At 65.0% G+C, this 16,350-nt stretch carries 11 protein-coding genes; 5 read left to right on the top strand and 6 right to left on the bottom strand.

The window, feature by feature from the left end; translation table 11 throughout:
- The first annotated feature begins 86 nt into the window (after positions 1–86).
- The 4 genes from clpX (at position 87) to AAFN46_RS18125 (ending at position 6,331) form a co-directional block, all read left to right on the top strand.
- Entirely contained in the window at positions 87–1,367 is a 1,281-nt protein-coding gene (gene clpX / locus AAFN46_RS18140) for an ATP-dependent Clp protease ATP-binding subunit ClpX (protein WP_347810098.1), read from the top strand.
- 132 nt (positions 1,368–1,499) lie between these two features.
- Positions 1,500–3,896 carry an endopeptidase La gene (lon, locus tag AAFN46_RS18135; RefSeq protein ID WP_347810097.1) on the top strand — a complete coding sequence of 799 codons (2,397 nt, stop codon included), beginning with the start codon at positions 1,500–1,502 and terminating at the stop codon, positions 3,894–3,896.
- A gap of 136 nt (positions 3,897–4,032) precedes the next feature.
- Positions 4,033–4,305 (top strand): nucleoid-associated protein HU-beta, encoded by a 273-nt coding sequence (gene hupB / locus AAFN46_RS18130; protein ID WP_003087931.1) that lies wholly within the window; start codon positions 4,033–4,035, stop codon positions 4,303–4,305.
- Between the two features lie 172 nt (positions 4,306–4,477).
- Positions 4,478–6,331 (top strand): SurA N-terminal domain-containing protein, encoded by a 1,854-nt coding sequence (locus AAFN46_RS18125; protein ID WP_347810096.1) that lies wholly within the window; start codon positions 4,478–4,480, stop codon positions 6,329–6,331.
- A 96-nt stretch (positions 6,332–6,427) separates the two neighbouring features.
- Here AAFN46_RS18125 and fabI read toward each other — a convergent pair whose 3' ends face one another.
- From fabI to AAFN46_RS18095, 6 genes are read right to left on the bottom strand one after another with little or no spacing between them, the layout of a single operon-like run.
- Positions 6,428–7,222 (bottom strand): enoyl-ACP reductase FabI, encoded by a 795-nt coding sequence (gene fabI, locus AAFN46_RS18120; protein WP_347810095.1) that lies wholly within the window; start codon positions 7,220–7,222, stop codon positions 6,428–6,430.
- Positions 7,223–7,242: 20 nt separating this feature from the next.
- On the bottom strand, positions 7,243–8,856 hold the full coding sequence (locus AAFN46_RS18115; RefSeq protein WP_347810094.1) for an ABC transporter ATP-binding protein: 1,614 nt from the start codon (positions 8,854–8,856) through the stop codon (positions 7,243–7,245).
- Position 8,857: 1 nt separating this feature from the next.
- Positions 8,858–9,877 (bottom strand): ABC transporter permease, encoded by a 1,020-nt coding sequence (locus AAFN46_RS18110; protein WP_347810093.1) that lies wholly within the window; start codon positions 9,875–9,877, stop codon positions 8,858–8,860.
- Between the two features lie 2 nt (positions 9,878–9,879).
- The gene (locus AAFN46_RS18105; RefSeq protein ID WP_347810137.1) at positions 9,880–10,965 is read right to left on the bottom strand and encodes a microcin C ABC transporter permease YejB; all 1,086 of its coding nucleotides are present in this window, start codon (positions 10,963–10,965) and stop codon (positions 9,880–9,882) included.
- Complete coding sequence (locus AAFN46_RS18100; RefSeq protein ID WP_347810136.1) at positions 10,965–12,770, bottom strand: extracellular solute-binding protein; 1,806 nt, start codon at positions 12,768–12,770, stop codon at positions 10,965–10,967. The genes AAFN46_RS18105 and AAFN46_RS18100 overlap by 1 nt, the downstream gene beginning before the upstream one ends.
- A gap of 35 nt (positions 12,771–12,805) precedes the next feature.
- A complete protein-coding gene (locus AAFN46_RS18095) occupies positions 12,806–14,635 on the bottom strand; it encodes an extracellular solute-binding protein (RefSeq protein WP_347810092.1) in 1,830 nt (609 codons plus the stop codon).
- A gap of 189 nt (positions 14,636–14,824) precedes the next feature.
- On the opposite strand from AAFN46_RS18095, the gene AAFN46_RS18090 reads away from it, so the two are divergent.
- Positions 14,825–16,267 (top strand): HDOD domain-containing protein, encoded by a 1,443-nt coding sequence (locus AAFN46_RS18090; protein WP_347810091.1) that lies wholly within the window; start codon positions 14,825–14,827, stop codon positions 16,265–16,267.
- Positions 16,268–16,350 lie beyond the last annotated feature (83 nt).

The raw sequence follows: 16,350 nt of genomic DNA, 5'->3' as shown, positions 1-16,350 counted from the left end.
GGGCTCTCCCGGCCGTCCCGCAGGGTTGAAAATGCCCGCAATTGCCTTCATCTTGTGTTTCATGCCTACCGTATTGGATCGATCTAATGACTGACACCCGCAACGGCGAGGACAACGGCAAGCTTCTCTACTGCTCCTTCTGCGGCAAGAGCCAGCACGAAGTGCGCAAGCTGATCGCCGGTCCCTCGGTCTTTATCTGCGACGAGTGCGTCGACCTGTGCAATGACATCATCCGCGAGGAGGTGCAGGAAGCGCAGGCCGAGAGCAGCGCTCACAAGTTGCCCGCACCCAAGGAAATCAGCGGCATCCTGGATCAGTACGTGATCGGCCAGGAGCGCGCCAAGAAGGTGCTGTCGGTCGCCGTCTACAACCATTACAAACGTTTGAACCAGCGCGACAGGAAGGACGACGTCGAACTGGGCAAGAGCAACATCCTGCTGATCGGTCCGACCGGCTCCGGCAAGACCCTGCTGGCCGAGACCCTGGCCCGCCTGCTCAACGTGCCGTTCACCATCGCCGACGCCACCACCCTGACCGAGGCCGGTTACGTGGGCGAAGACGTGGAGAACATCATCCAGAAGCTGCTGCAGAAGTGCGACTACGATGTCGAGAAGGCCCAGATGGGCATCGTCTACATCGACGAGATCGACAAGATCTCGCGCAAGTCGGACAACCCGTCCATCACCCGCGACGTGTCGGGCGAGGGCGTGCAGCAGGCGCTGCTCAAGCTGATCGAGGGTACCGTCGCCTCGGTGCCGCCCCAGGGCGGGCGCAAGCACCCGCAGCAGGAGTTCCTGCAGGTCGATACCCGCAACATCCTGTTCATCTGCGGCGGCGCCTTCGCCGGCCTGGAGAAGGTCATTCAGGCCCGCTCCACCAAGGGCGGCATCGGCTTCAACGCCGAGGTGCGCAGCCCGGACCTGGGCAAGAAGGTCGGCGAGGCCCTGCGCGAGGTGGAACCGGACGATCTGGTCAAGTTCGGCCTGATCCCTGAGTTCGTCGGTCGTCTGCCGGTCATCGCCACCCTCGACGAGCTGGATGAGGCGGCGCTGATGCAGATTCTCACCGAGCCGAAGAACGCCCTGACCAAGCAGTACGCCAAGCTGTTCGAGATGGAGAGCGTGGATCTGGAGTTCCGTGCCGACGCGCTCAAGGCCGTCGCGCGCAAGGCCCTGGAGCGCAAGACCGGCGCCCGCGGCCTGCGTTCGATCCTCGAGGGCGTGCTGCTCGACACCATGTACGAGATCCCCTCGCAGTCCGACGTCAGCAAGGTGGTGATCGACGAGAGCGTGATCGACGGTGCCTCCAAACCGCTGCTGATCTACGAGAATAGCGAGCCGCCGGCCAAGGCCGCGCCTGACGCTTGATGAAACAAAGGGCCCCGCGGGGCCCTTTGCCTTTGTGCCTTTCTTGCTTGTTTTTTCCCAGGGGTGGCCCCATCTTAGGGCCAAGGGTACCCCGTCCGTTTACGGCCGAATGGCCGCCGTAGAGCTGAAATCATGAAGACAACCATCGAATTGCCTCTCTTGCCGCTGCGTGATGTCGTGGTCTATCCGCACATGGTCATCCCGCTGTTCGTCGGCCGCGAGAAGTCCATCGAGGCCCTGGAGGCCGCGATGACCGGCGACAAGCAGATTCTCCTGCTGGCGCAGCGCAACCCGGCAGACGATGATCCGGGCGAAGATGCCCTGTACCGCATGGGCACGGTGGCCACCGTGTTGCAGCTGCTGAAGCTGCCGGACGGCACCGTCAAGGTACTGGTGGAGGGCGAGCAGCGCGGCGCCATCCAGAAATTTATCGAGGTGGACGGCCATTGCCGGGCCGAGGTGAGGCTACTGGAGGAGGCCGAGGTCGCCGAGCGCGAGTCGGAAGTCTTCACTCGCAGCCTGCTCAGCCAGTTCGAACAGTACGTGCAGCTCGGCAAGAAGGTGCCGGCCGAGGTGCTGTCCTCGCTGAACGGCATCGACGAGCCGGCGCGTCTGGTCGATACCATGGCCGCGCACATGGTGCTGAGGATCGAGCAGAAGCAGGAGATCCTCGAGATCACCGGCCTGGCCGAGCGTGTCGAGCATGTGCTGGCCCTGCTGGACGCCGAGATCGACCTGCTGCAGGTCGAGAAGCGCATCCGTGGCCGGGTCAAGAAGCAGATGGAGCGCAGCCAGCGCGAGTACTACCTGAATGAGCAGATGAAGGCCATTCAGAAGGAGCTGGGCGACATCGACGAGGGCCACAACGAGATCGACGAGCTGAAGAAGCGCATCGAGAACGCCGGCCTGACCAAGGAGGCCCATGCCAAGGCCACTGCCGAGCTGAACAAGCTCAAGCAGATGTCGCCGATGTCGGCCGAGGCCACCGTGGTGCGCTCCTATATCGACTGGCTGACCAATGTGCCGTGGAAGGCCGAGAGCAAGGTGCGCCTGGACCTGGCCAAGGCCGAGGATATCCTCGAGGCCGACCACTTCGGCCTGGAGGAGGTCAAGGAGCGCATTCTCGAGTACCTCGCCGTGCAGAAGCGGGTGAAGAAGCTCAAGGGCCCGGTGCTCTGCCTGGTCGGCCCGCCCGGCGTGGGCAAGACCTCGCTGGCCGAGTCCATCGCCCGCGCCACCAACCGCAAGTTCGTGCGCATGGCCCTGGGTGGCGTGCGCGACGAGGCCGAGATTCGTGGCCACCGGCGCACCTACATCGGCTCCATGCCCGGCCGGCTGATCCAGAAGCTGACCAAGGTCGGCGTGCGCAACCCGCTGTTCCTGCTCGACGAGATCGACAAGATGGGCAGCGACATGCGTGGCGATCCGGCCTCGGCCTTGCTGGAAGTGCTCGATCCGGAGCAGAACCACAACTTCAACGACCACTACCTGGAGGTCGACTACGACCTCTCGGACGTGATGTTCATCTGCACCGCCAACTCCATGAACATCCCCGGTCCGCTGCTGGACCGCATGGAGGTGATCCGCCTGCCGGGCTACACCGAGGACGAGAAGGTCAATATCGCCATTAAGTACCTGACCCCCAAGCAGGTGCTGGCCAACGGCCTGAAGAAGGGCGAGCTGGAGTTCGACGAGGCCGCCATTCGCGACACCATTCGCTACTACACCCGCGAGGCCGGCGTGCGCAGCCTGGAGCGGCAGATCTCCAAGGTCTGCCGCAAGGTGGTCAAGGAGCATGCCAAGGACAAGCGCATCAAGGTGCAGGTGACGGCCGAGTCGCTGGAGCACTACCTGGGCGTGCGGCGCTACCGCTTCGGCCTGGCCGAGCAGCAGGACCAGATCGGCCAGGTCACCGGCCTGGCCTGGACCCAGGTCGGCGGCGAGCTGCTGACCATCGAGACCGCCGTGGTGCCGGGCAAGGGCCAGCTGATCAAGACCGGCTCGCTGGGCGACGTGATGGCCGAGTCGATGACCGCCGCCCTGACCGTGGTGCGCAGCCGCGCCAAGAGCCTGGGCATCGCGCCGGACTTCCACGAGAAACGCGACGTGCACATCCATATGCCCGAGGGCGCCACGCCCAAGGACGGCCCGAGTGCCGGCATCGGCCTATGCACCGCGCTGGTTTCCGCCCTGACCCAGATTCCGGTGCGCGCCGACGTGGCCATGACTGGCGAGATCACCCTGCGCGGACAGGTGCTGGCCATCGGCGGCCTGAAGGAGAAGTTGCTGGCCGCCCATCGCGGTGGAATTAAGACCGTGATCATCCCGGAAGAGAACGTTCGCGACCTCAAGGAAATTCCGGAAAATATTAAGCAAGACCTGACCATCAAGCCGGTTAAATGGATTGACGAGGTCCTGCAAATTGCGCTGCAATACGCCCCGGAGCCCTTGCCCGATGCGGCTCCCGAGATGGTTGCAAAGGATGATTCACGCGAGACTGATTCCAAGGAGCGAATCAGCACGCATTAGGTCGAAGGCTTCCTTGACACTTTTTTCGAGCCCTTGTTATAAAGCGGCTCCTATGTGTCGGCAGGCCCTTCGGCACCCGCTTTTGCTTACACCAAAAACTAAGAAACAAACTCAACAGAAATAAGGGGACTTAAGAGTGAACAAGTCGGAACTGATTGATGCCATCGCCGCATCCGCTGATATCCCGAAAGCTGTTGCCGGCCGCGCGCTGGACGCAGTGATCGAATCCGTCACTGGCGCTCTGAAGGCTGGTGATTCCGTGGTGCTGGTTGGCTTCGGCACCTTCGCTGTCAAAGAGCGTGCTGCCCGCACCGGCCGCAACCCGCAGACCGGCAAGCCGATCAAGATCGCCGCTGCCAAGATCCCCGGCTTCAAGGCTGGCAAGGCTCTGAAAGACGCCGTCAACTAAGCGTCTCTCCGGGCTTGGCCCATGCCGGGCCGGGGCGACCCGATCCGGCAGGAGCGGCGAAAGCGCTCCGACAGTTACGAGAAGGCGCATCTTCGGATGCGCCTTTCTTTTATCCGGATTTCTCACCCACGCTGCATGGCTGCTTGTTCAGTGCAGCCGTTTCGGGGGAAGCATGCTGCAGAACATCAGGGACAATTCCCAGGGCTGGATCGCCAAGACCATCATCGGCATCATCGTCATGCTGCTGGCGCTCACCGGCTTCGATGCCATCATCCAGTCCACCAGCAACAGCCGCAATGCGGCCGAGGTCAATGGCGAAGACATTCCCCTGACCAGTGTCAGCGCCGCGGTCGACGTCCAGCGTCGCCAGTTGATTCAGCAGTTCGGCAAGGACTTCGATGCCTCGCTGCTGGACGACAAGCTGCTGCGCAAATCCGCGCTGGATGCGCTGATTGAGCGCACCCTGCTGCTGCAGGGCGCCAAGGACAGCGGGATGGCGATCTCCGATGCCGCGCTGGATCAGCTGATCCTGCAGATGCCGGTGTTCCAGATCGATGGCAAGTTCGACTCCGCGCGCTACGATCAGATCCTGCAGCAGCAGGGCTTCACTCGCATGCAGTTCCGCGAGCGCCTCAAGCAGGATGTGCTGATCAGTCAGCTGCAGGCGGCCGTGGCCGGTAGCAACTTCATCACCGATGCCGAGTTGCAGGCCTTCGTCGCCCTGGACAAGCAGACCCGCGATTTCGCCAGCCGCAAGATCGCGGCGGCCCCTCAGGCTACCCAGCCCAAGGATGACGAGGTCGAGGCCTACTACAAGCAGCACGGCGAGCGCTTCATGAGCCCCGAGCAGGTCGTGGTCGAGTACGTCGAGCTGAAGAAGGACGTCTTCTTCGACCAGGCCGAAGCCAGCGACGAGGAACTGCAGGAGCTGTACAAGAAGGAAATCGCCAATCTGGCCGAGCAGCGCCATGCCGCGCATATCCTGCTGGAGGTCGGCGACAAGCTGAACGACGAGCAGGCCAAGGCCAAGCTGGAAGAGGTCAAGCAGCGGCTGGAGCAAGGCGAGGACTTCGCCAAGCTGGCCAAGGAAGTCTCCCAGGACCCAGGCTCGGCCGGTAATGGCGGCGATCTCGGTTTCGCCGGCCCGGGTGTCTACGATCCGGACTTCGAACAGGCCCTCTACGCGCTCAAGCAGGGCGAGGTTTCCGCGCCCGTGCGCAGCGAATTCGGCTGGCACCTGATCAAGCTGCTGGGCGTGCAGGCGCCGGAAGTGCCGAGCTTCGACAGCCTCAAGGCCAAGCTGGAGCGCGAGGTCAAGGCGCAACAGGTCGAACAGCGCTTCGTCGAGGCCGCCAAGCAGCTGGAAGAGTCCAGCTACGAGGCGTCCGATCTGTCGCAGCCGGCGGAGGAGCTTGGTCTGCAGGTGCAGACCAGCGCTGCCTTCGGTCGCGAAGGTGGTGAGGGCATCGCGGCCAACCGCCAGGTGGTACAGGCCGCCTTCAGCCCCGAGGTTCTGGAAGACCAGCGCAGCAGCAATGCCATCGAGTTGGATCCGGACACCGTCCTGGTGCTGCGGGTGAAGGAGCACAAGAAGCCCGCACTGCTGCCGTTGGAGCAGGTGTCCGCGTCGATTCGCGAGACGCTGGCCCGGGAGCAGGCGCGCGAGGCTGCCAAGGTCGAGGGTGAGACGCTGCTGGCCGGGCTGCGCAAGGGCGATGCCCAGGGCGAGGGTTGGAAGGTCGTGCAGGCCGCCAGCCGCAGCCAGGAGGGCGTCGAGCCGGAAGTGCTGCAGGCGCTGTTCCGCATGCCCAAGCCGGAGGCGGGCAAGCCGAGCTATGCCGGGGTCAGCCTGAACAATGGCGACTACGTGGTGCTGCGCCTGGATGGCGTCGGTCAGGCCCAGGCCGAGCTGAGCGAGGAGGAGAAGGTCAGCTATCGTCGCTTCCTGGCCTCCCGCGCCGGTCAGCAGGACTTCGCCGCCTACCGCGCGCAGCTGCAGGAAGAGGCCGATATCGAGCGTTTCTGAAGTCGGGCTCGACAGATGCGAAAAGGCCGCTGATCGCTCAGCGGCCTTTTCGTTTGTGCGAGGCCCGGCGGCACGCCGGGCTTGTCGCGGGGCGGATCAGTCTTCGATATTGCCCATGGCGGTGGTATTGAAGCCGCCGTCGACGTAGAGGATCTCGCCGCTGATGCCCGAGGCCAGGTCGGAGCAGAGGAAGGCGCCGGCGTTGCCGACTTCCTCGATGGTCACGTTGCGGCGCAGCGGGGTCTGCTTCTCGTTGGCAGCGAGCATCTTGCGGAAGCTCTTGATGCCGGAGGCCGCCAGGGTGCGGATGGGGCCGGCGGAGATGGCGTTGACGCGGGTGCCTTCCGGGCCGAGGCTGCCGGCCAGGTAGCGCACGCCGGCCTCCAGGCTGGCCTTGGCCATGCCCATCACGTTGTAGTTGGGCATGGTGCGCTCGGCGCCCAGGTAGGAGAGGGTGAGCAGACTGCCGTTGCGGCCCCGCATCATCTCGCGGCCGGCCTTGGCCAGGGCGACGAAGCTGTAGGCGCTGATGTCGTGGGCGATCTTGAAGCCCTCGCGGGTGGTGACTTCGGTGAAGTCGCCGTCCAGCTGGTCGCCCGGGGCGAAACCGACCGAGTGGACGATGCAGTCCAGGCCATCCCATTTCTTGCCCAGCTCCGCGAAGACCTGGGCGATCTCCTCGTCGTTGGCCACGTCGCAGGGGAAGCACAGCTCGGGACCGGAGCCCCAGCCAGCGGCGAATTCCTCGACGCGGCCCTTGAGCTTGTCGTTCTGGTAGGTGAAGGCGAGCTCGGCGCCCTCGCGGTGCATGGCGGCGGCGATGCCCGAGGCGATCGACAGTTTGCTGGCCACGCCAACGATCAGTACGCGCTTACCGGCGAGAAAACCCATGTGCATTGTTCCTCTGTTGGTTAGTCGGCGGCTGCCGGAGCCATGAATGCGGCTTCCAGCAACTGCCGGGTATAGGGGTGCTGCGGCGCGGCGAACACCTGCTCGGCCGGCCCCTGTTCAACCACCTTGCCCTCTTTCATCACCAGCAGCTGGTGGCTCAGGGCCCTGACCACCGCCAGGTCATGGCTGATGAACAGGTAGGTCAGGTTGTACTTGGCCTGCAGCGAGCGCAGCAGTTCCACCACTTGACGCTGGACCGTGCGATCGAGCGCCGAGGTGGGCTCGTCGAGCAGTATCAGCGCCGGCTTCAGCACCAGTGCTCGAGCAATGGCAATCCGCTGCCGTTGCCCGCCGGAAAACTCATGGGGGTAGCGGAACCGGGTCTCCGGATCCAGCCCCACCTCCGTGAGCGCGTCGATGACGGCCTGTTCCTGCTCCGCCGCAGTGCCCATGCCATGGATGCGCAGGCCCTCGCCGACGATCTGGCTCACGCACATGCGTGGGCTGAGACTGCCGTAGGGGTCCTGGAAGACCACCTGCATCTGCCTGCGCAGCGGCCTTACGGCGTGCTGCGACTGGCCGTCCAGCGTCTGCCCCTGGAAGCGGATGGCGCCGCGGCTGGACAGCAGCCGCAGGATCGCCATGCCGAGGGTGGATTTGCCGGAGCCGCTCTCGCCGACTATGCCCAGGGTCTGGCCCCGGAGCAGGCTGAAGTCGATTCCGTCCACCGCCTTCACATGATCGACCGTATGCCGCAGCACGCCCTTTTTGATCGGGAACCACACGCGCAGGTCGTCCACTTCCAGCAACGGCTCGCCGGGTGGGTTGCTCGCCGGCTCGCCGCTGGGCTCGGCGCCGAGCAGCTCCTGGGTGTAGGGATGCTGCGGAGCGCGGAACAATTCGTCACACGACGCCTGTTCGACGATGCGACCGCGCTGCATGACACATACGCGATGGGCGATTCTCCGAACCAGGTTGAGATCGTGGGTGATCAGCAGCATGGCCATGCCCAGGCGCGCCTGCAGCTCCTTGAGCAACTCGAGGATCTTCAGCTGCACGGTGACGTCCAGCGCGGTGGTCGGCTCGTCGGCGATCAGCAGTTCCGGCTCGTTGGCCAGGGCCATGGCGATCATCACCCGCTGGCGCTGGCCGCCGGACAGCTCGTGCGGGTAGGCCTTGAGGCGTTTGGCCGGCTCGGGAATGCCGACCAGTTCGAGCAGCTCGATGATGCGCGCCTTGGCGGCTTCGCCGGTCAGGCCCTTGTGCCAGGCCAGCACCTCGCCGATCTGCTTGCCGATGCTATGCAGCGGGTTGAGCGAGGTCATGGGCTCCTGGAACACCATGGCGATGCGGTTGCCGCGGATGCCGCGCAGCTTGTCTTGCGGCAGCTGCAGCAGGTCCTGGCCGCCGTAGTGGATGCTGCCGGCCGGGTGGCGGGCCAGCGGGTAGGGCAGCAGGCGCAGGATGGAGTGTGCGGTGACCGACTTGCCCGAGCCGCTCTCGCCGACCAGGGCGAGCGTCTCGCCCTGGCGGATATCGAAGCTGACGCCTTCGATCACCCGCTGGGCCTGGTCGCCCAGGACGAACTCGACGGCCAGGTCGCGTACTTCGATGAGGGTGTTCTGCTCGGTCATCTCATTTCCTCGGGTCGAAGGCATCGCGCGCGGCCTCGCCGATGAACACCAGCAGGCTGAGCATCAGGGCCAGCACGGCGAAGGCGCTGATGCCCAGCCAGGGGGCCTGCAGGTTGGCCTTGCCCTGGGCTACCAGCTCGCCCAGCGAGGGCTCGCCGGCCGGCAGGCCGAAGCCGAGGAAGTCCAGCGAGGTCAGGGTACCTATCGCGCCGGTCAGAATGAAGGGCATGAAGGTCATGGTCGAGACCATGGCGTTGGGCAGGATGTGGTGGTACATGATGCCGGCGTTGCCCATGCCCAGGGCGCGCGCCGCGCGCACGTACTCCAGGTTGCGGCCGCGGAGGAACTCGGCGCGCACCACGTCGACCAGGTTCATCCAGGAGAACAGCAGCATGATGCCGAGCAGCCACCAGAAGTTCGGCTGCACGAAGCTGGCCAGGATGATCAGCAGGTAGAGCACCGGCAGGCCGGACCAGACCTCCAGGAAGCGCTGGCCGGCCAGGTCGACCCAGCCGCCGTAGTAGCCCTGCAGGGCGCCGGCCAGCACGCCGATGACGGAGCTGAACAGGGTCAGGGCCAGGGCGAACAGCACCGACACGCGGAAGCCGTAGATCACCCGCGCCAGCACGTCGCGGCCCTGGTCGTCGGTGCCCAGCCAGTTCTGCGCCGAGGGCGGCGCGGGGGCCGGTACCTGCAGCTCGTAGTTGATGCTGGAGTAGTCGAAGGGGATCGGCGGCCAGAGCATCCAGCCGTCCTTCTCGGCGATCAGCCCCTGGATATAGGGGCTCTTGTAGTTGGCGGCAAGCGGGAACTCGCCGCCGAAGGTGGTCTCCGGGTAGCGCTTGAACACCGGGAAGTACCACTGGCCGTCGTAGCGCACGGCCAGCGGCTTGTCGTTGGCGACCAGTTCGGCGCCCAGGCTGAGGACGAACAGGCCGAGGAACAGCCACAGCGACCACCAGCCGCGCTTGTGGGCCTTGAACAGGGCGAAGCGCCGTTGATTGAGAGGGGAGAGCGCCATTCTCAGTGCTCCCGGGTTTCGAAGTCGATGCGCGGGTCGATCAGGGTGTACATCAGGTCGCTCAACAGCTTGGCCAGCAGGCCGAACAGGGAAAAGATGAACAGGGTGCCGAACACCACCGGGTAGTCGCGGTTGACGATGGACTCGAAGCCCAGCAGACCGAGGCCGTCGAGGGAGAAGATCACCTCGATCAGCATGGAACCGGAGAAGAAGATGCCGAGGAAGGCGGCCGGGAAGCCGGCCACGACTATCAGCATGGCATTGCGGAACACATGGCCGTAGAGCACGCGCCGGTTGGTCAGGCCCTTGGCGCGGGCGGTGACCACGTACTGCTTGCCGATCTCGTCGAGGAAGCTGTTCTTGGTCAGCAGGGTGAGGGTGGCGAAGCTGCCGATCACCAGTGCGGTCACCGGCAGGGCCAGGTGCCAGAAGTAGTCGAGAATCTTGCCGCCCAGGCTGAGCTGGTCGAAGTTGCTCGAGGTCAGCCCGCGCAGGGGGAACCAGTCCCAGTAGCTGCCGCCGGCGAACAGCACGATCAGTAGGATGGCGAAGAGGAAGCCGGGGATGGCGTAGCCGACGATGATCGCCGAGCTGGTCCAGACGTCGAAGCCGCTGCCGTGGCGGGTGGCCTTGGCGATGCCCAGGGGAATGGAGACCAGGTAGGTGATCAGGGTGCTCCACAGCCCCAAGGAGATGGATACCGGCATCTTCTCCAGGATCAGGTCGATGACGCTGGCGTCGCGGAAGAAGCTCTGGCCGAAGTCCAGCTGGGCGTAGCTGCTGATCATCAGCCAGAAGCGCTCGGGTGCCGACTTGTCGAAGCCGTACATCTTCTCGATCTCGGCGATCAGGTCGGGGTCCAGGCCCTGGGCGCCGCGATAGTTGGAGCCGGCCACCGAGACCTCGCCGCCGCCGCCTGAGACCCGCCCGGTGGCGCCGCCGGAAGCGGCGTCGAAGCCTTCCAGCTTGGCGATCATCTGCTCCACCGGCCCGCCGGGGGCGGCCTGGACGATGATGAAGTTGATCAGCAGGATGCCGAGCAGGGTGGGCAGGATCAGCAGCAGGCGGCGGACGATATAGGCCAGCATCATTCGGCGTCCTGTGCGGGCTGCGGCTCTTCGCCCTGTTCCGGCGCCTGGCCGTCGCCTTTGCCGAGTGGCGCCTCTTCCCACCAGGTCATCAGGCCGACGTCGTATTGCGGGGGGGCGGCCGGGCGGCCGAGGCGCTTCCAGTAGGCGACGCGCCAGGTGTCCACGTAGTAGTTGGGCACCACGTAGTGGCCCCAGAGCAGGGCGCGGTCCAGGGCGCGCGCATGGGTCACCAGCTCCTCGCGCGAGCCTGCGCGGATCAGGCCCTCGACCAGCTGATCGATGGCCGGGTCGCGCAGGCCCATGAGATTGCGGCTACCGGGGTTGTCGGCACTGCTGGAGTGCCAGAACTCGCGCTGCTCGTTGCCCGGCGAGCTGGACTGCGGCCAGACCGCCGAGGTCATGTCGAAGTCGCGCGAGCGCAGGCGATTGATGTACTGGGAGACGTCGACCCGGCGGATCTGCATGTCGATGCCCAGCTCGGCCAGGTTGCGCTTGAACGGCAGCAGGACCCGCTCCAGGTTGGGCTGGAAGTTGAGGAACTCGAAGGCCAGCTGCTTGCCGTCCGGGCCCATCATCTTGTCGTGGTCGATACGGTAGCCGGCCTCGGTGAGCAGTTGATAGGCCCGGCGGCTCTGCTCGCGGATCATGCCGCTGCCGTCGCTGACCGGCGGCTGGAACTCCTGGCTGAAGACCTCGGCCGGCAGCTTCTCGCGCAGCGGCTCCAGCAGCTTCAGCTCGGCTTCGCTGGGCAGGCCGCGAGCCGCCATCTCGGAGTTCTCGAAGTAACTGTGGGTGCGCTTGTAGGAGTTGTAGAACAGCTGTTTGTTGGCCCATTCGAAGTCGAACAGCTGGGCGATGGCCTCGCGCACCCGGCGGTCCTGAAACAGCGGGCGGCGCAGGTTGAACACATAGCCCTGCATGCCGGCCGGGTTGTGGTTGGTGATGGACTCCAGGATGAAGCGCCCCTCGCGCAGGGCCGGGCTGTCGTAGCCGGTGGCCCAGTCCTTGGCCGAGTACTCCAGGTTGAAGTCGAACTGCCCGGCCTTGAAGGCCTCCAGGGCGACCTGGGTGTCGCGGTAGTAGTCGATGCGGATGCGGTCGAAGTTGTACATGCCGCGGGTCACCGGCAGGTCCTTGGCCCACCAGTCCTTGACCCGCTCGAAGCGCACGCTGCTGCCTGGCGAGACCTTGCCGATACGGTAGGGGCCGCTGCCCAGCGGCGGCTCCAGGTCGGTCTTGGCGAAGTCGCGGGTGGCCCACCAGTGCTTGGGCAGTACCTGAAGCTGGCCGAGGATCAGCGGCAGCTCGCGGTTGTCCTTGTGCTTGAAGTCGAAGCGTACCGTCAGCTTGTCCTCGGCCACCACCTGCGCCACGTCGGCGTAGTAGTGGCGGTACATGGGGTCGCCTTTCTCCAGCAGGATGTTGAAGGTGAAGATCACGTCCTCCGCGGTCACCGGCGTGCCGTCGTGGAAGCGTGCCTTGGGGTTGAGGAGGAAGCGCACATGGCTGTTGTCGGCGGCGCGGTCGATCTTCTCGGCGAGCAGGCCGTACTCGGTGAAGGGCTCGTCCGGCGAGTGGTAGGTCAGGCTGTCGTAGATCAGCCCCATGCTCACGGCATTGCCCTTGGGGATGAAGGGGTTGAAGCTGTCGAAGCCACCGATGTCGCGTTGGCGCAGGAGACCACCCTTGGGCGCATCCGGACTGACGTAGTCGAAGTGCTGGAAGTCGGCCGGGTATTTCGGCGGCTCGCCATACAGGGTGATGGCATGACGCGGTTCGGCCTGGGCGGCGCCGGCCAGCATCAGCAGGGCGGCCCCCAGGGTGCGCAGGGCTGGATTCATCGGGTGCTCTCCGTGGGCTTCAGCCACCAGGCGCGCAGCCCAAGGGTATAGGGCGGCGTGGTGACGAAGGCGAAGCGATTGCGATACGCCAGGCGGTGATGGCTGATGTACCAGTTGGGAATGCTGTAGTGCTGCCAGAGCAGGACCCGGTCCATGGCCTTGGCCGCGGCGACCTGCTGTTCGCGGGTCTGCGCCGCCAGCAGCTGGTCCAGCAGCTGGTCGATCACCGGGTGGCGCACGCCCGCATAGTTCTTGCTGCCTTTCACGCCGGCCTGGCTGGAGTGGAAGTACAGCCATTGTTCCAGGCCGGGGCTGAGGCTCTGCGACAGGGTCATCAGGATCATGTCGTAATCGAAGTGGTCGAGGCGCTGCTTGTACTGGGCGCGATCCACGGTGCGCAGACGGGCGTCGATGCCGATGCTGGCAAGGTTCTCGGTATAGGGCTGGAGAATGCGCTCCAGATTGGGGTTGACCAGCAGTATCTCGAAGCGCAGTGGCTCGCCCCTGGCATTGACCAGGCGCTGGCCGGAAGGTTTCCAGCCGGCCTCGCCCAGTAGCTTCAAGGCGCGGCGCAGGGTCTCGCGCGGGATGCCGCGCCCCTGGGTGACGGGCAGGACGAAGGGTTCGCTGAACAGCTTGGCCGGCAGCTGTTTGCGATGGGGCGACAGCAGCAGCCATTCCTGCCCCTCGGGAATGCCGGTGGCGGCGAACTCGCTGTTCGGGTAATAGCTGCCGCTGCGTTGGTAGGCGCTGTTGAACAGGGTGCGGTTGGTCCACTCGAAGTCGAACATCAGCCCCAGGGCCTCGCGCACCTTGCGCTGGGCGAAGGTGTCGCGGCGGGTGTTCATGAACAGCGCCTGGGTCTGGGTGGGAATCTGGTGGGGAATCTCGGCGCGTATCACCTCGCCACGGGCGATGGCCGGGAAGCGGTAGCCGGTGGCCCAGTTCTTCGCCTGATGTTCGATATAGAAGTCGAACTCGCCGGCCTTGAAGGCCTCGAAGGCGACGCTGCTGTCGCGGTAGAACTCCACCTCGACGCGGTCGAAGTTGTACTTGCCGCGATTGATCGGCAGCTTCTCGCCCCACCAGTTCTTGACCCGTTCGAACACCAGGCTGCGTCCCGGCTCCACCTTGACGATGCGATAGGGGCCGCTGCCCAGCGGCGGCTCGAAGCTGGTGGCCTTGAAGTCGCGACTCTTCCAGTAGTGTTGGGACAGCACCGGCAGCTCGCCCAGGCGCAGGATCAGCAGCGGGTTGCCGGCGCGTTTGAAGACGAAGCGGATGCGGTGGCGATTGAGGATGTCGACCCGCTCGACCTCCTGCAGGTCGGTGCGGTACTGCGGGTGGCCATCGCGGACCAGGGTGCGGTAGGAGAAGGCGACATCGTAGGCGGTGATCGGCTTGCCGTCGTGAAAGCGTGCCTCGGGGCGCAGGTTGAACACCACCCAGCTGCGATCCTCGCTGTACTCCACGCTCTTGGCGATCAGCCCGTAACTCGCGGCCGGCTCGTCGCCCGAGGGGTCGTAGGAGCCGCTGCCAGCCATCAGCGGCTCGTTGAACTCGCTGACCCCGTAGTTCAGGAAATTGGGCGCCGCAGCCGGGCTGCTGCCCTTGAAGCTATAGGGGTTGAGGGTATCGAAGGTGCCGTAGGCCATCACCCGCAGAGTGCCGCCCTTGGGCGCGTCGGGGTTGACCCAGTCGAAATGGGTGAAGCTGGCCGGGTACTTGAGGGTCCCGAACTGGGCGTAGCCATGGCTTTCGACCAGAGTGGCGAAGGCGGGAAAGCTCATGGCCAGGCCGAAAATCAGCGAGAGCAGAGGACGCATCGGGAGGGGTCCAGTCCATGGGGCTTTCTGACCACGGGTTCAGGAACGTGCCTCAGCGCGTGTCCGCCCGTCGTCTGTTTGACTTTCAGGTACAGTAACAGCTTGTATCCGCAGGAAAAAGAGTGCCTTTTTCACGGCGTGTGCCATCAGTTTGATTACACTGAAACAAAATGAAACGGGGTTGCTGACTTGGCGGATCGCAGTATCGGTTTGCAAGCATGGATAGATCGATTGAATCAGGCCGAGCTGCCTGCCTTAGCCTCCGTGGTGCAGGACCTGCATCGGCTGTCCCAGGCCGACCGGGCCTCGGTGCAGCAGCTGGCCGACGTGCTGCTGCGCGATGCCTCCCTCACCTCCAAGGTGCTACGGGTCGGTAACAGCGTCTACTACAACCCCTCCCAGGAAAGCATCCGCACCATCTCGCGGGCCATAGTGCTGATCGGCTTCGACAATGTGCGGTTGATCGGCATGTCGGTGAGCCTGATCGACACCCTGCTGACCAAGGTGCCGCGCGAGCAGCTGCAGACGCTGCTGGCCCGCTCCTTCCACGCCGCGGTGCAGGCGCGCAACATCGCCGGCTATGTGCTGACCAAGAACCAGGAAGAGGTGTTCATCGCCGCGCTGCTGCACACGGTGGGCGAACTGGCGTTCTGGGCCTGCGGTGGCGAGCAGGCCGACGAGCTGGCCGATGCCCTGGAGCGGCCCGATGTGGATGTGGACGAGGCGGTGCGCGAGGTGCTCGGCACCAGCTTCCGCCAGCTCACGCTCGGCCTGGTGAAGAGCTGGAACCTGGGCGAGCTGGCCAGCTTCGCCCATGGCAGCGGCAACCAGCACGACCCGGCGGTGCGCTCGGTGACGCTGGGGGTGAAGATCAGCGAGGCGGCGCTGGACGGCTGGGACTCACCGGAGATGGAGAAGCTGGTGCAGCAGCTGGCGGACTTCACCGGGGTCAGCCCGGAGGATGCGCTCAAGCAGGTGCTGGAAAGCGCCGAGGAGGCCGTCGAGGTGGCTGCGACCTTCGGCGCCAGCCAGCTGTGTCGGCTGATCCCCAATACCGACCCGGAGCAGATCAAGCTGCAGCAGGAGGAACGCAAGGCACGCCTGCTGCAACCGAGCCTGTTGGTGATGCAGCAGGCGCTCCAGGACCTGGGCATGATGGTCAACCAGAAGGGCGGCGTCGGCCCGATACTCGATACCCTGCTCAAAGGTTTGCACCAGGGAGCAGGGCTGGAGCGGGTGATGCTGGCCGTACTGGCCGACGGCCAGACCAGCTTCCGTGCCAAGCGGGTGATGGGCGAGGGCACCGAAAACTGGCTGGAGGACTTCCTGCTGCCGGCCAAGCAGGCTGAGCCGCCGCATATCTTCAGCTATGTGCTGCGCAATCGCGAGGCGATCTGGATGGGGGTGCCGGCCAGCTACAACCTGGCCGAACTGGTGACCCTGCCGATGCGCCAGCTGCTTGGCCACGGCATGTTCTTCATCGCGCCGCTGATGGCCGGCACCCGCGAGATCGGCGTGCTCTACGCCGACAGCCGGGTCTCGGGGCGGGCGCTCAAGCATGAGCAGTTCGTCGCCTTCCAGCGTTTCACCCAGCTGACCGGGCGCTGCCTGGAGGCGCTGAGCAAGCGCTGACGAAAAAGCCGTCCGAGGGCGTAATGCTGTTCACTTAGCGGCATCGCACTCGGCCGAACGTTGATTGAGTCGGCACCGCGGCT

The organism is Pseudomonas sp. CAU 1711, assembly GCF_039888625.1.
GTDB lineage: Bacteria > Pseudomonadota > Gammaproteobacteria > Pseudomonadales > Pseudomonadaceae > Aquipseudomonas.
Note: the sequence above shows the minus strand (reverse complement) of the source record. Positions and strands in the feature narration are given on the sequence as shown.